We start from the raw sequence: 19,924 nt of genomic DNA on the forward strand, positions 1-19,924 counted from the left end.
TTGTCTGCCAGGTCATTTTTCATTCATCTTGGTTGTCATGTATCCGGAGCGGGGGCTGTAATTCCTGTTGCAGCATATATTGCTTCAGTTGAGCTGGAAAGTTGCTGTAATAGGCGTTCGAAGCCCGTTCATCCATCCTTAATAGCGGATCGTCCATTTGCTGGATTTGATTGATGAATGGTACATCGGCTTCTCTACGTACTTCTTTCAAATAGGCCTGCCCTGTTTCATTCATGCCAAGAATCCGCACATAAGGCATTTTTTCAAGCGAAAGCAAGGCCTCTGCTTCATCTTTTTTTGTGTTGCATAGAATATGGGTGAACATCCGCTGCAGCCTGGTCCAGGTGTATCGTTTTGTTTTCATATTTTCCATCAGTTCGCGGAAAGTTCCGGACTGTTTGGCAACCCGTTTAATTCTGTTTTCAAGCCCTTCTTCCACCGTATGGATGTTTCTTAATTCTGTGGCACTCATGGTAAGGATACGATAATGCAGAAAGGGAAAATATAATTCCCAATCATGCCACTGTTTTGTTTTTCGCTTATAGTCGCTCAGCATGGTTCTTGTTGTTTCAGGGAGGGCTTGAGCAGCTTTCGCCGTCATGGAACAAGCAGACAAAAGTTCCTTCCGTATGCTTGTGGCACTTGCGATTTCCCCGGTGATGGTTTCATCATGATAGTCACTACTGATTCGCTGGATTGTCGCTGCTTTTACTTCTGGAGCATATTTGAGCAATTGTTTGACATAACTAAAACCAAGTATATTATTCGGTTTGGCTAAATCGACTTCTCCCTCGGTCAGCCCGATTGACTGGTAAGCGTGTCTTGCTGCCTCCGGAAAAGATAGCCCGGAGGATAATAATTCATGCAGCTGACTGTCAAATTCTTTTTGAGAGGATGCGTATACTTTGGCCGCTTCTGTGAAGCTCGTGATATTTCCATGTTCACTTCCAAAGCATAAGGCGTCAATACCAAGCTCTTTCAAGGTCAGAACAGCCCCCTTGCTGAATAAGTCACTATGCTCCACAGCAAACAGGGAAGGAAGTTCCACTACCAGGTCGACTCCTGATTCCAGTGCGGCCCTGGCTCTTGACCACTTATCTATGATAGCTGGCTCGCCACGCTGCAGAAATGGCCCGCTCATGACAGCAATCATACAAGCAGCGCCTGTTTCTTTTTTGGATTGTTCCAGATGGTGAAGATGCCCATAATGGAAAGGGTTATATTCGACCACCAGTCCACATGCTTTCATTATAACCGTTCCTTTCCTTACTATAAGATTGTTGACTGTTTAGACTTATTGTAGCAAAAATATCCAGGCCGTGTAGTGCAATGATTCGCCAATAAGGTTTCGGATGTGTTATTTTAGTAAAAACATGATATAAATGTGGGGCAGAAGTCCAGGCACTTCCTCTTTTCTTGTGTCTGGCTACAACGCCTAGCGACTCGTGTACTTCCTTCACCTCCGTACGAAAGGCGACATCGATTCACTACGTTCATCGTGTTTCCTTAATCTCCTACGGAGCAGTCCAGTTCCTTCGTCGCTAAACGGCCGCCTACGCTTTTCGTGTGTGTAAAGAAAATATGTTGACAAAAGGTTAAATTATATTTACAATTACTCTTGTTGCCATGAGGTGATATTAATGAAATTTCCGCTACAAAAGCTCAAGCAAGCTGGTGATGAGCCGTTTGTATTTGAAGATGATGTAGATATTAGTGAATTAGAAGAAATGAAAAATGATATTCGGCAGATACCGCCGGTCCAAGTCAAAGGGCAGGCGACGATGCAGGGAGAAGAGATCACTTTTCAATTCACCATTGATGGAACGATGATCCTTCCGTGTGCCCGCACACTGGTAGATGTTGAATATCCATTTCACGTGGATGCCATAGAAGTCTTTTCCACGTCACCTTTTTATGAGGAAGAAGATGAATCTGAAATTCATCCAGTGGATGGAGAAGTTCTTGACTTGACGCCTTATATAAAGGAAAATGTACTCTTGGAGGTTCCTTTTCGCGTGTTTTCCGAAAAACAGGAAGCATATGATCAGGCACCACAGGAAGGTCAGGGCTGGCAACTGGTCACAGAGGAAGCCCAGGAGAAAAAAGTGGATCCTCGAATGGCTAAACTGCAATCATTACTCAATGATAACCAAAAAGAAGACTGAGAAAATCCCTATAGAGATTTTCGATCGATTGAAGGAGGTGTAGAACATGGCAGTACCAAAGCGTAAAACTTCTAAAAAAGTGAAGAACCAACGTCGTACACACAAAAAACTTCACGTACCAGGTATGGTGGAATGCTCCAACTGTGGAGAATACACGAAGCCTCACCATGTTTGCAAATCTTGTGGACATTATGATGGAAAGCAAGTAGTCGAACAGTAAGCAAGGAAAAAGATGTCTGATATCATTTCAGGCATCTTTTTTATACTTTAAAAAAAGTTGAACGTTGTTAACGAATTAAAGTATAAGTAAAGACTTTGCGGATCATATGAAAATATAGATTTTTTGTAATGAAAACTTGGCGACAAGCCAAGTTTTTCTAATATATAATGGATGTTAGTCAGTAGGCAGGAGGAGATTGCTATGAGTTATGAGACGATTACATATGAAAATTTCCCGTCTGGTTTAGCAAAGATTACATTAAACCGTCCAGACAAAATGAATGCTGTTTCTAAGCAGATGACGGCTGAACTTTCTGAAGTTCTGAAACAGGCAAGAGACGAAGAAGAATTGAAATGTCTAGTAATTACCGGTAGTGGAGACCGGGCTTTTTGTACAGGAGGAGACTTACAAGATTTACATGGCGACTTGAATGCTGGGGAAGCCTTCCAGGTCTTATACCCCATGAAGGAAGTTCTCTATCAACTGGCATCTTTCCCAGTCCCTACAGTAGCGGTGTTAAATGGACAGGCTCGTGGTGGGGGGTGTGAAATTGCTACGGCATGTGATTTCCGATTTGCCATCCAAAATGCGTCGTTTGGATTTGTCCAGGGGGAATTAGGCATCACTCCTGGCTGGGGTGGTGGTGCGTTGTTATATGAAAAAATCCGCCCGGAATTCGCTTTCCAGTGGCTGGTAGAAGCGGAAATGTATAGTAGCGAGCGTGTGGCTGAGATGGGCTGGGCACATCGTCTCATAGAGAGGGAAGAGCTTGAGAACCTGGAACAGCTGCTCTCCGGCTTTCTTGATAAATCCATCGAACAAATGAAAGTATGGAAGAGACAATATGATAAAAAACTCTCCATGATTGCCTTGTCCCCGGTTATGGATGAAGAAGTACGTGCGTGTGCAAAACTATGGGAATCAGAAGAACATAAAGAAGCTGTCAACCGATTCATGAACCGCCGCTCCTGAATCAACTCACCAGTCTATTCACTTAAAGTCCCGAAAAGTCGAAGACTTGATTTCGAGATATCTACGGTTCTTTACCATAAAAGTGGGGGGGCGGCTGGGAAACTACTCGCTTTCCTGCGGGGGAACCGGCGAGCCTCCTCGGTCGTTTTCACTCCCTGTGGGGTCTCGCCTGGCTCCTTCTCCCGCTGGAGTCTCGCAGTTTCCCAACCAACCCATCCGAAGGATGGGAGAAAAGAACCCCTGTTATAGGTGAGACTGTCTTCTACAATCAATAGTAACAAGCACTTTTTACAAGTAGTTATCCCTTTGGTTGAAGGACTTCATAACAATGTTTCCGTTTTCTCATAAACGCAAGGAGGGCCGGGAAATTGCGAGACTCCTATGGGATCATAGTACATGGTGAGATCCCGCAGGGCTTCTGCCCGAGGAAGCTCACCGTACGCCCGTGGAAAGCGAGTAATTTCCCGGACCTCCAAACCGTTACTAACGTAACGGAAACAACTTATCTTGAAACTGAGTCTTCCACTAAAGGGAGCTTTTATGGTAATTTGAGTACTGAGATTTAACAGAGTCATTCTATTAAATCTCTGTCTTGCATACATATAAAGCAAACGATAGAGGAGGGATGGAATGGACGTCAATCGCCAGGATGCGTGGAAAGAAAATGAAGATTTACTATTGGCAGAAACAGTTCTCCGCTGCATTCGACAAGGGAGGACGCAGCTGGAAGCTTTCCGGGAAGTAGCTGATAAACTCTCCCGAACCCCTGCTGCCTGTGGCTTTCGCTGGAATGCCAATGTACGCAAGCATTACCAGCAGGCTATTGAAACTGCCAAGAATGAAAGAAAAAGGAAACAACATGCAAAAGCGGCATTTCCAGATGCTGCCCTGAATATGTCGCTGGATGATGCTATTTCTCTACTTACCGAGATGAAGGAAAAACAAAATTCCGCTGGAGACCCTAAAGTGCAGGAGCAGGTAAAAACATTGAGGGAAGAAAACCAGGCGTTAAAAGACGCCGTAACTCGCTACCAGTCAGCATGGAAAGAAGTGGAAAAACTGATGGACTGGGTACAAAAAGATAAGAACTTGCCGGTTTAATGGCATTATTTTTTTATGAATCCTTATCGGGTTACGTCCTACGGTATACCACACAATCCTATCAAAAATAGAAGCCACGCTATCGAACTCATAGCGCGGCTTATTTTATATTTCGCAGTGTGCTGACTTTTTAACTTACTCCGGATTTTCTCCAGTTTCTTTTTCCTCTACACCAGCAGGCATCCAGATTAATGGATTTTCGCCCAGGTCCCGTTCCATTTCGTAATGTGCTTTTTGGAAGCCCATTTTCTCCCAGAATCCGTGAGAATTGATACGCGGATTGGTTTTGATCGGCAAATCATAGCTTTTCGCAAAATCAACTAACGCCTTTCCATACCCTTGTCCGCGGTAATCAGGCAGAACTTCGAGTTTCCATAACTCATGGTAATCCTGCGGGGGATTGAAGTATTGGTCATACTTTGCACCTACGCGGTAAAGACTCATCCTGGCTACTAAAGCGTTTCCATAATAGATTCCGAAAAACGGCGACTCGCTGTCATTTTCCACAATATTGCTTTGCAAATCCTCAAGCATAGAAAGTTCCTGGTTGCCATATTCTTTAAACCGTTTAAATTCTTCAAGGGTCTTATAATTAACTAATAAACGTTCTACTTGTAAAGTTTCCACCATGATGATTTCCCCTTTCATATCTCTATACCCTTATTATAATATAAAAATTTTCAGAATGAAACGAACAATTGAGTGTTCGCTCAATTTATGGCAAAAACTAGTGCTCTTTCATTCATTCGTTTGCTACAATATTTAGTAAAAGAAGAGGGATTGGAGGCAGCAATGTGGAAATAGGTATCATCGGTGGTGGGGCTACTGGAATGCTGCTTGCCCATTATCTGGGTGATAACCATCAGGTAACCTTATACGTACGCCGGAAGGAACAGGCAGCAAGTATTGAAAGTAAAGGAATCCAGCTCGCGGTCACGAATATTACTACGATAATTCATGTACGGCAAATCGATGAAGGCATCAGAAATCATGCCATCTTGTTTGTTTGCGTTAAACAGAATCACCTGGATCATTTAACCCCGGTTCTTAATAAAATTGCTGATTCCACAACAGTAATCTTTCTGCAAAATGGGATGGCTCATATAGAAAAAGCAAAAGAGCTGTCAGCTAATGTGATGGTCGGGGTGATTGAACATGGTGCCTTGAAAGTTTCTGACCACACGGTCCGTCACAGCGGAAAAGGGATAATCCGGGTGGCTTATCTCACGGGAAGTGTGGATAGCATCAGTTTGGTGGAACGATTGAATCAGGAAAATTTCCCGTTTGTATTAGAGCCAGACTACTATCCAATGCTGGCGAAGAAATTAGTCATCAATGCTGTCATAAATCCACTGACAGCACTTTTTGAAATACGTAATGGCCAGTTGCTGGACAACCCATTCCTTACTCAGCTTGCAAGGCAGCTATGCAGGGAAGCCTGCCAGGTGCTTCACCTTGATGAAATAGAAGAATGGACGAATGTGATGCAAATTGCCCGGGCGACAGCCGGGAACTATTCTTCGATGTATAAAGATATTACCAACGGAAGGACAACAGAAATAGATGCGATCACTGGTTACCTATTGAAAAACTCTACGGAACAAATTTCAGGACATGCATTGCTCTTGCAAGCCATAAAAGCAAAACAATATGAAAAGAGAAAGGAGGGAGAGGATGAGTAATTTCTTCATATACATGTATGCCGCCGCTATAACGATGCCCATCCCCATATTACTTATTTTTTACTTTATCTACCGAAAAATATACCGTCACAAATGGAAAGCGATCCATAAGACGACCAACCTGGCAACGCTCCTATTTATCCTGTCTGTCGACCTATTAGCGAAAGTACTGTTTGAGCAGTCTTTTTTCGGTTATATCCTGCTAGTCTTGCTGCTGGTACTGACAGGAGCTATCATTATCCAGTATCGCCTTCATGAAGAAATAGTGTTCAAACGGGCATGGAAGGGGTTTTGGCGTTTCAATACGTTATTATTCGGTTTCCTGTATATCAGCCTCAGTTTGTATGGACTTGCCGGAAAACTACTCGCATTATAAAACATAATATGTGAATTACGCGCTCCTTTTTTGTACAATACATAAGTATACATATTTCAGAATGAAAAGGAGACCTTCACATATGCGCATTGATCCAATTGATTTACAAACAACCAACCCTTTGATAAAAGATTATCGCCAGGCAAGGGAGCGCGTACAGGATAAGTTCCACTATCATCCTTTTCACTCGACGGTATTCGCGGATCGGAAAAAAGATTTGAAGGAACAATCTTTCCAACGAGATGAACTCGTGCGTGTCTTACATGAGATAAATGGGGAATGGGATGCCCCACGCAGTACGGTGGAAAATATCGACCGGCTTGCTGATACTAAAAGCACCGTCGTTATCGGAGGTCAGCAGGCAGGCCTGCTGACCGGTCCGTTATATTCTGTTCATAAATTGATTTCTATCATTTATCTGTCAAGGAAGGCAGAGAAAGAAGAAGGAACCCCGGTGATCCCGGTGTTTTGGATTGCCGGAGAGGATCATGATTTTGATGAAATCAATCATGTCTTTCTTCCTGAAGACAACCGTATGCAAAAATACCAGGTGAAGCATACTCCGGTTAAAAAATCTTCCGTGACCGATATACCAATGGATAAACCGGCAGTTGAAGAATGGCTGGGGCAGGTGTTTAGCCAGCTGGAGGAATCCGTATATACGAAAGATCTGGAAAATCAAATCTATCAAGTAATAAGCCAATCGAACAGCTATGTGGATTTCTTTGCCCGTCTGATATTCCATCTGTTTCGTGAAGAAGGAGTCGTTTTGGTCGACTCCCATCATTCCTCCTTCCGCAAACTGGAATCACAGCATTTTAAAGCGATGATCCATAACCAGCAACAAATCACCCAGGGGGTGTATGCTGCCTGGCAGCAGAACATGCAGCAAGGCTATCCGGTTTCTCTTGACTGTAATCTGGCAGATGTCCATTTATTTTACCATCACGATGGGGAAAGGGTACTCTTAATGAAGGGGGAGGACGGGAAGTATTACGGTAAGCAAAACGAAGTCGTCCTGACGAAAGAACAGTTGCTGGACTTGGCTGAAGAACACCCGGAATCCCTGAGTAACAATGTGGTGACCCGGCCATTGATGCAGGAATTAATGTTTCCTACACTAGCTTTCATTGGCGGTCCCGGGGAAATCAATTATTGGTCGGTGTTAAAACCTGCTTTTGAGGCGATGGAAGTGAAAATGCCTCCAGTGTTCCCGCGTCTTTCGTTTTCCCTTATTGACCGGAAAACGGCAAAATATCTTGATCGGTTCCATTTAAGAGCGGGGGATGTGATTGAAAAAGGGGTCAGTCATGAAAAGACAGCCTGGCTCACCTCACAAAGTTATCCCCCATTAGAGGCGATTACGGAACAGGTGAAAAATGGTATTGAACGTATTCACCAGCCATTGAGAGAGAAGGCGGCTGAAATTCGTGATGATGTCAGTCAACTGGCAGATAAGAATTTAGCTTATCTTTTTAAAGACATTGAATTTCTGGAACAGCGGATGACGAAGGCTCTAGAAGAAAAGCACGCAAGCGAACTTAACAAATTTGACTACCTTGAGCTAGTACTGCATCCAGGGGAAGGACTTCAGGAACGGATGTGGGGCATCCTCCCATGGATGAACCAGTATGGATGGGAAATCTTTCAAGAAATACTGGAGCATGATATGAGATTTGAGGAAGCTCACCACTGTATTTACCTATAATCCCCCACCATCCTCCACCAAGGCGTCAAAAACCGTGAAAAACCTTGATGTGACAACAATTTAGCGTCGAAAAATAAAGAAGGAATCCTGCTCTTTGGAGCAGGATTTTTTTTAGTGTGGGGAGAAAGTGTATGTTAATGTGGAGGAAAGTGGGGGAATGTGGTACACTGGATTTATTCAGAAAGTGGGGAAGACTCTATGTTCATGGGCGAATTCCAACACAACATTGATACGAAGGGTAGAATCATTGTTCCTGCCAAGTTCCGTGAGGGCCTGGGGGATAGTTTCGTATTGACCCGTGGACTGGATAAATGTTTGTTTGCTTACCCAATGACTGAATGGAGAATCCTTGAAGAAAAACTAAAAAAACTCCCACTTACTAAAAAAGACGCCCGCGCCTTCACACGTTTCTTCTTCTCTGGTGCAGTAGAATGCGAAGTGGACAAGCAGGGAAGAGTAAATATCGCACAACCACTAAGAAATTTCGCAGAACTTGAGAAGGAATGTGTCGTAATCGGTGTCTCTAACCGGATTGAATTCTGGGCCAAGGATAAATGGGAAGACTATTTTGAGGAATCCGAAGAATCCTTTGCGGAGATTGCTGAAAATATGATGGATTTCGATATTTAATTCGAAAATAAGAAGCGGGTGATTGGATGTTTGATCATTATAGTGTATTGAAAAAGGAAGCTGTCGAGGGATTACAGATCCAGCCAGAAGGTACATACGTTGATTGTACATTAGGTGGTGGAGGTCATACAGAAGCCATTTGCGAGCAACTAAGCACAGGTGGAAGATTGATTGCTTTCGACCAGGATGAAATGGCACTCGAGGCAGCAAAAGAGAGGCTGAAACCTCATCACGACAAAATTACATTTGTACATGCGAATTTTAAAGAATTGGAGTCTCAATTAGAGAAGCTTGGGATCGAACAAGTGGATGGGATTTTGTTTGATTTAGGGGTGTCAAGCCCCCAGCTGGATGTGAAAGAGCGTGGGTTCAGTTATCAAAATGATGCGCCGCTAGACATGCGGATGAATCAGCAGGATTCATTTTCAGCTTATCAGGTCATCAATGAATGGCCATATGAGAAGCTGGTGAGGATTTTTTTCCAATATGGTGAAGAGAAATTTTCGAAGCAAATTGCCAGAAAGATAGAAACAAAGCGGGAAGAACAGCCGATTGAAACGACGTTTGAACTAGTCGATATCATTAAAGATGCGATCCCGGCTCCCGCCCGCAGAAAAGGCGGTCATCCGGCGAAACGCGTATTCCAGGCAATTCGAATTGCGGTCAATGATGAGTTGGGCGTATTCAGCAATGTGCTTGATCAGGCTGCTCGTTCCGTTTCTGTTAACGGACGGATCGCTGTGATTACGTTCCATTCACTGGAAGACAGGATTTGTAAACAGGCATTCAAAAAGTGGAGCAGCATCCCACCGGTGCCAAAGAACATCCCAATCATTCCAGAAGAAAAGAAACCGCCATTCAAGCTCATTACCAGAAAGCCGATCGTACCGGATGAGGGCGAATTAGATGACAATCGCAGGTCAAGGTCCGCTAAGTTGCGAATTGTAGAGAAAGTAAAAGAATGGACAGAAGAATTCAAAAGCGATGAAAGGTGGAACCAATAATGAACGCAGAGCAAATAAAACATATGCAACAGCCTGAAGAACAACAGCAAAAACAAGTGAAAGTAAAAGTCCAGAAAAAACGCTGGATTTCCAGAGGGGAAAAATTTCTTTATACCGCAGTAAGTGGAATAGTACTCACTGCCTCTGTTTTTATGGTACAATTTTCATCTACGACTGACGCCTTAAATAGAGATGTACAGAAATTAGAACAACATGTCAAAGTACAGAAGGCAGAAAATGAAAGTCTTCAATATGAAGTGAAAGAATTAAGCAATCCGGATCGCATCCTTAAGATTGCGAAGGAGAACGGATTGAATATTCAAAATGCCCAGGTTAAACAGGCGTCAACTATCGGAAATTAACAAAAGATTGTGGTGATCATCTGATGAAAAGCAAGAATACCCACCGGATGGCTAAAGTATGGATGCTGCTTTTTTCCTTGCTGTTCATGCTGCTGTTAGGTAGATTTCTTTATATCCAGACAACCGGAGAGGTGCAGGGGATCGATTTGGATGAATGGGCTGATAAGAAACGTACAAGTGCCTATCAGCTTGATGCGACCCGCGGCCGGATCCTGGATCAGAATGGCATGACACTGGCCTATGATCGCCCGACCTACAGACTTTATGCCATCGTCGATGAAAGCTATTCCACTAACCTTGAGGAGCCAAAGCATGTCACCGACCCGGAAGAAACGGCGGATATGCTGGCTCCTTTATTAGATATGGAAGCTGGTGAAATAGAGTCAAAGATTGAATCAGGCATGAAAGACGGTCGGTTCCAGGTGGAATTCGGAGCAGCGGGAAGGGATCTATCCCAGCAGACGATGAAGGATATCAAGGAAAAGAACATCCCAGGTATTAATTTTATCGAAGAATCGAAAAGGTATTACCCGAATGGAACATTCGCTTCGCATGTCATCGGTTTCTCCCGTACGGAAGATGGGGAAAACAAAGGGATCACAGGCGTAGAGAAGCAAATGCAGAAATACTTAGATGGAAAACCCGGCCGAATATCTTATCAGCGGGATAAATACGGAGTGAAGCTCCTGGATCCAAAAGAAGTGATCCAGCAGCCGGAAGACGGCGATGATGTCGTCCTCACTATCGACCAGAAGGTCCAGACCTTTTTAGAAGATGCTATGTCGCAAGTAGAAGAGCAATACAACCCGAAGCGGATTATGGCAGCCGTCATGGATCCGGATACCGGGCAGATTCTGGCGCTAGGCAATCGGCCAAGCTACAACCCGAATCAGATTGGTGAGGTGGAGAATTGGTATAACGATATCGTTTCTTACTCTTTTGAGCCAGGTTCTACCATGAAGATCTTCACGTGGGCGGCAGCGATGGAAGAAGGAGTTTACAATGGTAACGAAAAATTTTCTTCCGGCAGCTATCAGTTTGATGAAGGAAGCCGCCCAATTCGAGACCATCGCCGCGAAGGATGGGGAGACATTACGTACGATAAAGGCATGCGTGTTTCCTCTAACGTAGCGGCAGCCAAGCTTTCCGAAAAAGTCGGATCCGATAAATTTCTTGATTACTTGCATGACTTCGGGTTTGAAAACAAAACAGGCATCGACTTGCCTGGAGAAGAAACAGGAAAAATACTTTATAAATGGCCGGTTGAAAAATTGACCACCGCCTATGGACAAGGTACGACAACGACTCCAATCCAGCTATTGACCGCAGCGAGTGCAGTAGCGAACGATGGCAATATGATGCGTCCATACGTATTATCCCAGGTTTTAGATGGTGAAACCAAAGAAGTTGTAAGTGAGAATGAACCTGAAAAGATCGGTGATCCTATCTCACCTGAGACGGCAGAAAAAATGCGAGAACTGCTTGGAACTGTCGTTTCTGAAGATGATGGTACTGCAAGCGTCTATCAGCTTAATGATTATTCGCTTGCAGGGAAGACAGGTACGGCACAGATCCCGGATTCAGAAACAGGGAAATATATGACAGGCAAGAACAACTACATGTTTTCCTTCCTGGGGATGGCCCCCCAGGAGGATCCGGAATTACTGATTTATGTAGCTGTACAGCAGCCAGAGCTGGAAGTGACCGAATATGGACCTGAGCCTGTCTCTCACATCGTAAAGACAGTGACAGAGAACAGTCTCCATTATTTGGACATCCGTCCGGATCAGGAAACGAAAGAAACGGTGGACCCAGTTGAATTGCCTGATGTTTTTGGTGATAAGGTTAAAAAGGCAAAAGAGAAACTTGGTGATACATTCAACCGTGTGACAGTAATCGGGGATGAAAATGATAAGGTGGAACGAATTTATCCGGAACCAGGGGCGCCTGTTCTTCCGAATCAGCGTATCTTCCTTGTTACCGATGAACCGACGATGCCGGATATTACTGGATGGTCAGCCAGAGATGTCTTCCATTTTGCTGATATGTTTGGTTTGAAGGTGGAAACGATGGGGAATGGTTTTGCCTATAAACAAAGTGTTTCTGAAGGTGCGAAGATTCAAGAGGGCGGATATCTGGTAGTAGAATTTCAGCCCCCAGGACTAGAAAATGAAGAAGAGACAGAGGAAGAGGATCAGAATCCAGATGAAGAAACGGACTCTTCCTCCTGATTTGAGCAGTGTTCTAATCGTTTTTTGACTGTCATATAGTGATACAAGCTAAGTCTATGCGCGAAAGGGGCCAGGTTGATGAAGCGCGTATCACTCGTAACAGTCAGAAAACGGTTGATCACTGTTTTTATTTTGGCAGCGGTCATTTTCTTGATCATTATGATCAGGCTGGGATATGTTCAATTTGTGCTTGGAGATTTTCTAGTGGCAGATGCAGAAGAATCATGGAGCAGGGATATTACCTTTGAGCCAGAACGAGGGAAGATACTGGATACCGAAGGTGAAGTTTTAGTAGGCAACGTATCAGCTCCCACAGTGATGGTCGTCCCAAGACAAATTAAGGAACCGAAACGAGCGGCACAGGAGCTGGCTCGTATTTTGGACATGCCTGTGGAAAAAGCTTATCAGCATGTAACTAAAAACATTTCAATCGAAAGAATTCATCCAGAAGGCAGAAAGATATCAGAGGAACAGGCAAAAGCTATCCAGGGATTGAGGATGGAAGGAATCTATGTCGCACAGGACTCCAAACGGCACTATCCTAACGGCGCTTTTCTTTCCCACGTACTCGGGTTTACCGGTATCGATAACCAGGGTCTGATGGGGCTTGAGGCTTTCTATGATGAAAAATTGAGCGGGGATCCGGGCTATCTTTCCTTTTACTCGGATGCCAAAGGAAAACGGATGCCTGATAAAGCCGATGTTTATAAAGCTCCTGAGGATGGTATGGATTTACAACTTACCATTGACCAACGAGTACAGACAATCATGGAGCGGGAACTGGATATTGCAGTTTCTAAATATAATCCGGATGGGGCGATAGCCATTGCGGTCGACCCGAAGACCGGAAGAGTACTCGGGATGTCGAGCAGACCCAATTTCCACCCGGAAAAGTATCAGGAAGTTGATGCTTCTGTATACAACCGTAACCTGCCCGTATGGAGCACCTATGAGCCAGGTTCCACCTTCAAAATAATCACGTTGGCTGCAGCACTGGAAGAAGGAATGGTGGATCTGCATGAAGACCATTACCACGATTCTGGATCAATCAATGTCGATGGTGCTAAAATAAGGTGCTGGAAGAGTGGTGGGCATGGAGGTCAAACCTATTTGGAGGTCGTTCAAAATTCATGTAACCCGGGATTCGTCAATTTAGGGCAAAAGCTGGGAAAAGAAAAATTATTTCAGTACATCGATAATTTCGGATTTGGTAAAAAAACAGGAATAGACTTGCAGGGAGAAGGGAAAGGGATATTGTTCAAGCCGGAAAATGTAGGACCGGTAGAACTTGCGACCACGGCTTTCGGGCAAGGGGTATCGGTTACACCAATCCAGCAGGTAATGGCGGTAGCGGCAGCTGTCAACGGTGGTTATCTCTACGAACCATATATCCAGGAAGGATGGCGTGACCCTGTGTCAGGTGAATTGGTAGAAAAAAATGAGCCAAAGCTGAAAGAACAGATTATATCCGAAGAAACTTCGGAGGAAGTCAGCAAAGCTTTGGAAAGTGTAGTAGCCAGTGGGTCAGGCAGGGGAGCCTATGTAGAAGGTTACCGTGTTGGTGGAAAGACTGGTACCGCTCAGAAAGTCGGCAAAGATGGAAACTATATGAAAAATAATTATATCGTATCCTTCATTGGGTTTGCTCCCGCGGATGATCCGGAGTTGGTTGTATATCTCGCTGTCGACAACCCGAAGAATACTATTCAGTTTGGTGGAGTGGTAGCTGCTCCGATTGTAGGGAATATTATGGAGGACAGTTTGCGGGCGTTAGGAGTCGAACAAAGAGACGGCGGTCTGGAGAAAGACTACAAATGGCCGGATCAGCCGATGATCGAGATGCCTGATCTGGTCGGTATGGACAGGGAAGAACTCACCAATTACCTTATCGATCTCAACATAGACGTCAGTGGAGAAGGCGACAAAGTTATCCAGCAGGCACCAGCCCCAGGCGTGAAGTTAGAAACGGGATCATCCATCAGAATTTACTTAGGAGATTGAAGTTTTACACCATTAGCTTCTGCTAGGACTCCCATTATTTAAAGACTCCGTTTAGCGGTAGCTTGGTTCGGCTGGGTGCCTTCATCAAGATAAAGGGTATTTCGTTCTTTCAAGTTTTTTCTGAGTAAATTTTCTTCTGTCATCGTGAGATTGAAAAACTTTTGCTATAATAAATGAGAATGTGCTTACAGTTAGGATGATAATATTGAAACTACCAGAAGTATTGACCCATATACCTTATTTCCAGACAAATCAATCGATAGCAGAAATTGAAATAACCGGAGTGGAAATGGATTCCCGTGAAGTGAAAAAAGGGGATTTATTTATCTGTCTGCCTGGGGAACATTTTGACGGGCATGACTTTGTGGACCAGGCGATCAAAAAAGGAGCAGCAGCGCTCGTTTGTGAGCGCGCTCTTGATGTATCTATACCGTATGTGGTTGTGCCGGATTCCAGCAGGGCAATGGGCAGTATTGCCAATACTTTCTACAAGTATCCGACGACCGGAATGCAGCTGGTCGGTATAACCGGGACAAATGGGAAAACGTCGATCAGCTATCTGCTTGAGGAAGTTTTCCAAATGAATCACCATAAGACCGGCTTGATCGGTACAATCCAAATGAAAATCAATGAGTCGGTGTATCCTGTGAAAAACACGACACCAGACTCATTGTTTTTGCAAAAAAGTTTTCATACCATGAAAGAGCAAAACGTGGATACCACCATTATGGAAGTTTCTTCTCATGCATTAGATAAAGGAAGGGTGCATGGCTGCGACTTTGATGTGGCCGTTTTTACGAACTTGAGTCAGGATCATCTGGACTATCACAGCACCATGGATGAATATCTTCATGCTAAGTCACTGTTATTTGCCCAACTGGGGAATACATACAATCCTCAACATCCGAAGTTTGCCGTCATCAATGAAGATGATGATGCGGCAGGTGTCATGAAACGCAGTACTGCTCAGCCGGTTCTTAGTTATGGCATTCATAAGGAGGCTGCTATCATGGCGAAAGACCTTCACCTGCATGAAAAAGGGACGACATTTACATTAAGTACCCCTGAAGGAGAGACCCTAATTAACAGCAGTCTGATGGGTAAATTCAATGTTTATAATATGCTGGCTGCTGCCGGGGCAGCGATTGCCTCTGGGGTGAAGCTCGAAGTGATAAAAAAGGCGCTGGAGGCTTCCAAAGGGGTCCGTGGCCGTTTTGAACCTGTTGAGGAGAATCAGCCATTCGGCGTGGTCATCGATTATGCTCATACACCTGATTCCCTTCATAATGTGTTACAGACAATGCGGGAGTTTTGTAAAGGCAAAGTAAGGGTAGTTGTCGGTTGTGGTGGTAATCGGGACCGGACAAAGCGTCCGCTGATGGCAGATGTAGCGATGGAATTCGGCGACCATGCGATTTTCACATCGGATAACCCGCGTACAGAATCGCCAGAACAGATTCTTGATGACATGACGGAGCACTTGTCGGGCGGGTATGACAGAATAGTCGATCGCCGGGAAGCCATAGAGTATGCTTTGGGAAAAGCACAGCCAGGAGACATGGTACTGATTGCCGGGAAGGGTCATGAAACCTATCAGGAAATTAACGGAAAACGTTATGAGTTTGATGACAGAGAGATAGCGCGAGAACTTTTAAAGCAGCTAAAGGAGAGTAAGTGATGTTGTTTGCTGTAAAAGAATTATGTGAACTTTTTCCTGAACATAAGGGAGTAGCGATGGATAGCATTCCTTTGCGTCAGGTAATGACAGACTCAAGAAAAGAGATGAAACAAAGTGTTTTTGTGCCGATTGTCGGTGAAAATTTTGATGCGCATGAGTTTTTAAAGCAGGCAATCGAAAATGGAGCTGTAGCTGCCTTATGGCAAAAAGACAGGGAAGTGCCTCGGTTTGTACCGACGGATTTCCCGTTATTTTTTGTAAATGATACGACGGAAGCGATGCAGAAAATGGCAGGCTTCTATTTGGATAAAGTGAGCCCGCAAGTGATTGGCATCACCGGTTCAAATGGAAAAACAACGACCAAAGATTTGACAGCCGCTGTCCTTAGTACTAAATTTCGGACGCATAAGACAGACGGAAACTTCAATAACCATATAGGTCTCCCTTTAACGATATTCGCGATGCCGGAGGATACGGAAGTCGCTGTATTGGAAATGGGTATGAGCCAGGCTGGTGAAATTGAGGTGTTGAGTCGACTTGCCAGGCCGGATTATGCCCTGATTACCAATATCGGTGAATCGCATATTGAATATTTAGGAAGCCGTGAGGGGATTGCTAAAGCAAAGCTGGAAATCAAGGCCGGTCTCAAAGGTGACGGGGCCCTGATTTTTGATGGGGACGAACCGTTACTGGCTGAAGAATTAAAGAATCCGAATCACTGGGGTTGTGGGATGAATGACCATAACAGAACCCAGATCAAAGGCCTTGAATTGAAGGATCTCCAAAGCAGTTTTGTTATTGACGGGGTTCATTATGAATTACCGCTTGCAGGTAAGCATAATGTTAAAAATGCAAGCTATGTTATTACACTAGCCCGTCTAATGGGACTTTCCAGCGAGCTGATTCAGCAGGGGCTTGGCCAGATTCAAGTTACAGGCATGCGGTTTGAACGGCTGGCAGGAAAAGGTGGGTCATTGATTATTAATGATGCCTACAATGCTTCCCCTACTTCCATGAAAGCTGTCATTGAAGTCATCAAAGGCATGAAAGAAAAGAAAAATAAAATACTGGTGCTCGGTGATGTTTATGAACTCGGCAGCCATGCGAAAGCAATGCATCGCAGCGTCGCAGAGGTGATAGATGAAGATATTGCGGCTGTCTATACGTTTGGTGAAGATGCAGTTGAAATCAGTAAAGCCGTAGCTGAAAAGAAATTGAATATCAAATCCGAACATTTTACAGATAAAACATCTTTGCAGCAAGTAGTAGAAAAAGACCTCGATAAAGATACGGTGGTATTAGTTAAAGCTTCCAGGGGTGTGAAGCTGGAAACAATCATCGATCCTTTAGTAGAGAAGTAAACGGACGGTAACCAGGAACAAAGGAGGAATAATAGATGAACGATTTTGTACTATTAATTACAATAGCCATCGCATTTTTAATCACCGTCCTGATTTCACCTGTATTCATCCCATTTCTTCGAAGACTGAAGTTCGGACAGAGTATTAGGGAAGAAGGACCAGAAAGCCACCAGAAAAAATCAGGGACGCCGACGATGGGCGGGCTGATGGTACTGTTTTCTGTCAGCATCACGACCTTGATCATGGCAGCTAAATTCAATCCAGAACCAATGAGTTTTGAAGTCTTTTTACTTTTATTCGTTTTGATTGGGTATGGATTGATTGGATTTCTTGATGATTTTATTAAGGTAGTGATGAAGCGGAATCTGGGGTTGACTTCCAAGCAAAAATTGCTGGCACAGTTTGTCATCGCTGTTGTTGTTTATTTGATTTTACGTCAGCATAATTTCCCGACCTACATAGCTGTACCAGCTACAGATATCCAAGTAGACCTTGGTCTGCTTTATCCTGTTTTAATTCTTGTGATGCTGGTCGGGGCTTCTAATGCCGTCAATTTGACTGACGGATTGGATGGCCTGTTAGCCGGCACAGCTGCTCTGGCATTCGGAGCTTTTGCTATCCTGGCATGGACAGGAAATCCACAATTTGAGATTACTATCTTTTCTTTAGCCGTTGTCGGTTCACTGCTCGGATTCTTAGTGTTCAATGCCCACCCGGCTAAAGTTTTCATGGGCGACACTGGTTCATTGGCATTAGGTGGAGCGATCGCGATCGTTGCAATCCTGACAAAACTGGAAATCCTCCTGGTTGTAATTGGGGGAGTATTCGTCATTGAGACATTATCGGTCATTATTCAGGTAATATCGTTCAAAACGAGAGGCAAACGAATATTCCGGATGAGTCCGCTCCATCACCATTATGAATTGCAGGGCTGGTCAGAATGGCGTGTGGTGACTTCTTTCTGGCTTGTCGGTCTGGTGTTTGCCATTTTAGGAATTTATATTGAGGTGTGGTTAGGTTGAAACGATTAGAAGATTTTCCTTATCAGCATGCATTGATTTTAGGACTTGCCAAAAGTGGAACAGCAGCAGCAAAGCTATTACTGGACAGTGACGTAAACGTCCGTGTCAATGACTATAAAGCAAGCTACGATGACCCGGTGGTGCAGGAACTGGAAAAAGCAGGAGCTGAGGTAGTTCTTGGCGGCCATCCAGTATCTGCTTTGGATGGTATCGATGTCATGGTGAAAAACCCAGGCATCCCGTATGACAATAGTCTGGTAGCAGAAGCGGAAAAGCGAAACCTGCCAGTCATTACCGAAGTAGAGCTTGCCGCACATCTTCATCATGGTCCCATTGTAGGGATTACCGGTTCCAACGGTAAAACAACAACTACAACGCTTACGCATGAAATGTTGAAAGCGAGTGGTAAAGACTCAAGGATTGCCGGTAATATCGGGGAAGTTTCCTGTGAAGTAGCAAGAGAGACAACGAATGATCAGCCGATGGTAATAGAATTGTCTTCCTTCCAGCTGATGGGAATCGAAAAGTTTCGTCCTACCGTTGCTGTGTTATTGAACATCTACGAAGCACACCTGGATTACCATAAGACGTTGGAAAATTACCAGCATGCAAAGGCCCGTCTCTTCAAGAATCAGACGGATGATGATTATCTCATATATAATGCCGATGATCCTGTAATCGCTAAGTTTCTCGATGATGCAGCATCTGTTCTGGTACCTTTTTCTGCGAAGCAGGAATTGGAAGAGGGAGCATATGCAGACGAACAATATATCTATTACAATCAGAGCCCCGTTATGAAACGGGAAGATATCGTCCTCGTTGGAGAGCATAACATGGAAAATATATTGGCAGCAGTAGCAGCAGCGAAATTGAATGGCGCTACCAATGAAGGCATCCAAAAAGTGCTGACAAGTTTCAAAGGTGTTCCTCACCGGCTTGAATTTGTCGCCAATATCAAGGGTCGTCTGTTCTATAATGATTCTAAGGCAACTAATATTCTCGCTACATCCAAAGCATTGGGTGCATTTAAGCAGCCGGTGATTTTACTTGCCGGTGGTCTTGATCGGGGCAACAGCTTTGAAGAATTAGTGCCATTTTTAGACCATGTGAAAGCTATGGTGGTCTTCGGCGAGACAGCGGATAAAATGACACAGGCGGCAGAGCAGGCCGGAATTGCTGAAATTAAAAAAGTTGATAATGTAGGACAAGCAGCGCAAGTGGCATTTGACCTCTCCGGAGAAAAGGATGTCATTCTCCTCTCACCGGCATGTGCCAGCTGGGATCAGTATACTACTTTTGAAGAAAGAGGGCATATGTATGTCCAAGCTGTGCATAAGCTGAAATAGGGGCTTGTTCACAGTTAAAGAAAAGATAGCCCCATTTTCCAATTTAGTTGGAGGAGGGGTTTTTT

18 protein-coding genes are annotated in these 19,924 nt (G+C 44.3%); 16 read left to right on the forward strand and 2 right to left on the reverse strand.

What is annotated here, in order from left to right:
* Window positions 1–19 precede the first annotated feature (19 nt).
* Complete coding sequence (locus tag FHS45_RS04380) at window positions 20–1,249, reverse strand: nucleotidyltransferase (protein WP_062445717.1); 1,230 nt, start codon at window positions 1,247–1,249, stop codon at window positions 20–22.
* Between the two features lie 391 nt (window positions 1,250–1,640).
* On the opposite strand from FHS45_RS04380, the gene FHS45_RS04385 reads away from it, so the two are divergent.
* The 4 genes from FHS45_RS04385 to FHS45_RS04400 all read left to right on the forward strand — a co-directional run bounded on the left by FHS45_RS04385 (window position 1,641) and on the right by FHS45_RS04400 (window position 4,458).
* Window positions 1,641–2,165 carry a YceD family protein gene (locus FHS45_RS04385; RefSeq protein WP_062445720.1) on the forward strand — a complete coding sequence of 175 codons (525 nt, stop codon included), beginning with the start codon at window positions 1,641–1,643 and terminating at the stop codon, window positions 2,163–2,165.
* Window positions 2,166–2,211: 46 nt separating this feature from the next.
* On the forward strand, window positions 2,212–2,385 hold the full coding sequence (rpmF, locus tag FHS45_RS04390; protein WP_028782672.1) for a 50S ribosomal protein L32: 174 nt from the start codon (window positions 2,212–2,214) through the stop codon (window positions 2,383–2,385).
* A gap of 201 nt (window positions 2,386–2,586) precedes the next feature.
* The gene (locus FHS45_RS04395; RefSeq protein WP_062445722.1) at window positions 2,587–3,357 is read left to right on the forward strand and encodes an enoyl-CoA hydratase/isomerase family protein; all 771 of its coding nucleotides are present in this window, start codon (window positions 2,587–2,589) and stop codon (window positions 3,355–3,357) included.
* A gap of 630 nt (window positions 3,358–3,987) precedes the next feature.
* A complete protein-coding gene (locus FHS45_RS04400) occupies window positions 3,988–4,458 on the forward strand; it encodes an RsfA family transcriptional regulator (protein ID WP_062445726.1) in 471 nt (156 codons plus the stop codon).
* Between the two features lie 135 nt (window positions 4,459–4,593).
* On the opposite strand, the gene FHS45_RS04405 is transcribed toward FHS45_RS04400, so the two are convergent.
* Entirely contained in the window at window positions 4,594–5,088 is a 495-nt protein-coding gene (locus tag FHS45_RS04405) for an N-acetyltransferase (RefSeq protein ID WP_062447904.1), read from the reverse strand.
* 164 nt (window positions 5,089–5,252) lie between these two features.
* Between FHS45_RS04405 and FHS45_RS04410 the strand changes: the two genes are divergently transcribed.
* From FHS45_RS04410 to murD, 12 genes are all read left to right on the forward strand, one after another.
* Entirely contained in the window at window positions 5,253–6,140 is an 888-nt protein-coding gene (locus FHS45_RS04410; RefSeq protein WP_062445728.1) for a 2-dehydropantoate 2-reductase, read from the forward strand.
* Window positions 6,133–6,516, forward strand: coding sequence for a DUF3397 domain-containing protein (locus FHS45_RS04415; protein WP_062445730.1), 384 nt, complete (start codon window positions 6,133–6,135; stop codon window positions 6,514–6,516). Before FHS45_RS04410 ends, FHS45_RS04415 begins: the two co-directional genes overlap by 8 nt.
* An 82-nt stretch (window positions 6,517–6,598) precedes the next feature.
* Window positions 6,599–8,224, forward strand: coding sequence for a bacillithiol biosynthesis cysteine-adding enzyme BshC (gene bshC / locus FHS45_RS04420; protein ID WP_062445732.1), 1,626 nt, complete (start codon window positions 6,599–6,601; stop codon window positions 8,222–8,224).
* Window positions 8,225–8,422: 198 nt separating this feature from the next.
* Window positions 8,423–8,854 carry a division/cell wall cluster transcriptional repressor MraZ gene (mraZ, locus tag FHS45_RS04425; RefSeq protein WP_062447906.1) on the forward strand — a complete coding sequence of 144 codons (432 nt, stop codon included), beginning with the start codon at window positions 8,423–8,425 and terminating at the stop codon, window positions 8,852–8,854.
* 26 nt (window positions 8,855–8,880) lie between these two features.
* A complete protein-coding gene (gene rsmH, locus FHS45_RS04430) occupies window positions 8,881–9,858 on the forward strand; it encodes a 16S rRNA (cytosine(1402)-N(4))-methyltransferase RsmH (protein ID WP_062445734.1) in 978 nt (325 codons plus the stop codon).
* Window positions 9,858–10,220, forward strand: coding sequence for a cell division protein FtsL (ftsL, locus tag FHS45_RS04435; protein ID WP_062445736.1), 363 nt, complete (start codon window positions 9,858–9,860; stop codon window positions 10,218–10,220). The genes rsmH and ftsL overlap by 1 nt, the downstream gene beginning before the upstream one ends.
* Before the next feature lie 23 nt (window positions 10,221–10,243).
* On the forward strand, window positions 10,244–12,451 hold the full coding sequence (locus FHS45_RS04440) for a penicillin-binding protein (protein ID WP_062445738.1): 2,208 nt from the start codon (window positions 10,244–10,246) through the stop codon (window positions 12,449–12,451).
* A 78-nt stretch (window positions 12,452–12,529) separates the two neighbouring features.
* On the forward strand, window positions 12,530–14,452 hold the full coding sequence (locus FHS45_RS04445) for a stage V sporulation protein D (RefSeq protein ID WP_062445739.1): 1,923 nt from the start codon (window positions 12,530–12,532) through the stop codon (window positions 14,450–14,452).
* 205 nt (window positions 14,453–14,657) lie between these two features.
* The gene (locus tag FHS45_RS04450) at window positions 14,658–16,130 is read left to right on the forward strand and encodes a UDP-N-acetylmuramoyl-L-alanyl-D-glutamate--2,6-diaminopimelate ligase (protein WP_062445741.1); all 1,473 of its coding nucleotides are present in this window, start codon (window positions 14,658–14,660) and stop codon (window positions 16,128–16,130) included.
* On the forward strand, window positions 16,130–17,491 hold the full coding sequence (locus FHS45_RS04455; protein ID WP_062445743.1) for a UDP-N-acetylmuramoyl-tripeptide--D-alanyl-D-alanine ligase: 1,362 nt from the start codon (window positions 16,130–16,132) through the stop codon (window positions 17,489–17,491). The genes FHS45_RS04450 and FHS45_RS04455 overlap by 1 nt, the downstream gene beginning before the upstream one ends.
* Window positions 17,492–17,526: 35 nt before the next feature.
* The gene (gene mraY / locus FHS45_RS04460) at window positions 17,527–18,513 is read left to right on the forward strand and encodes a phospho-N-acetylmuramoyl-pentapeptide-transferase (protein ID WP_062445744.1); all 987 of its coding nucleotides are present in this window, start codon (window positions 17,527–17,529) and stop codon (window positions 18,511–18,513) included.
* Window positions 18,510–19,859 carry a UDP-N-acetylmuramoyl-L-alanine--D-glutamate ligase gene (gene murD / locus FHS45_RS04465; protein ID WP_062445745.1) on the forward strand — a complete coding sequence of 450 codons (1,350 nt, stop codon included), beginning with the start codon at window positions 18,510–18,512 and terminating at the stop codon, window positions 19,857–19,859. Before mraY ends, murD begins: the two co-directional genes overlap by 4 nt.
* The last annotated feature ends 65 nt before the right edge of the window (window positions 19,860–19,924 follow it).

Origin of the sequence: Thalassobacillus devorans, assembly GCF_011761345.1 — a bacterium.
GTDB classification, from domain to species: domain Bacteria; phylum Bacillota; class Bacilli; order Bacillales; family Halobacillaceae; genus Thalassobacillus; species Thalassobacillus devorans.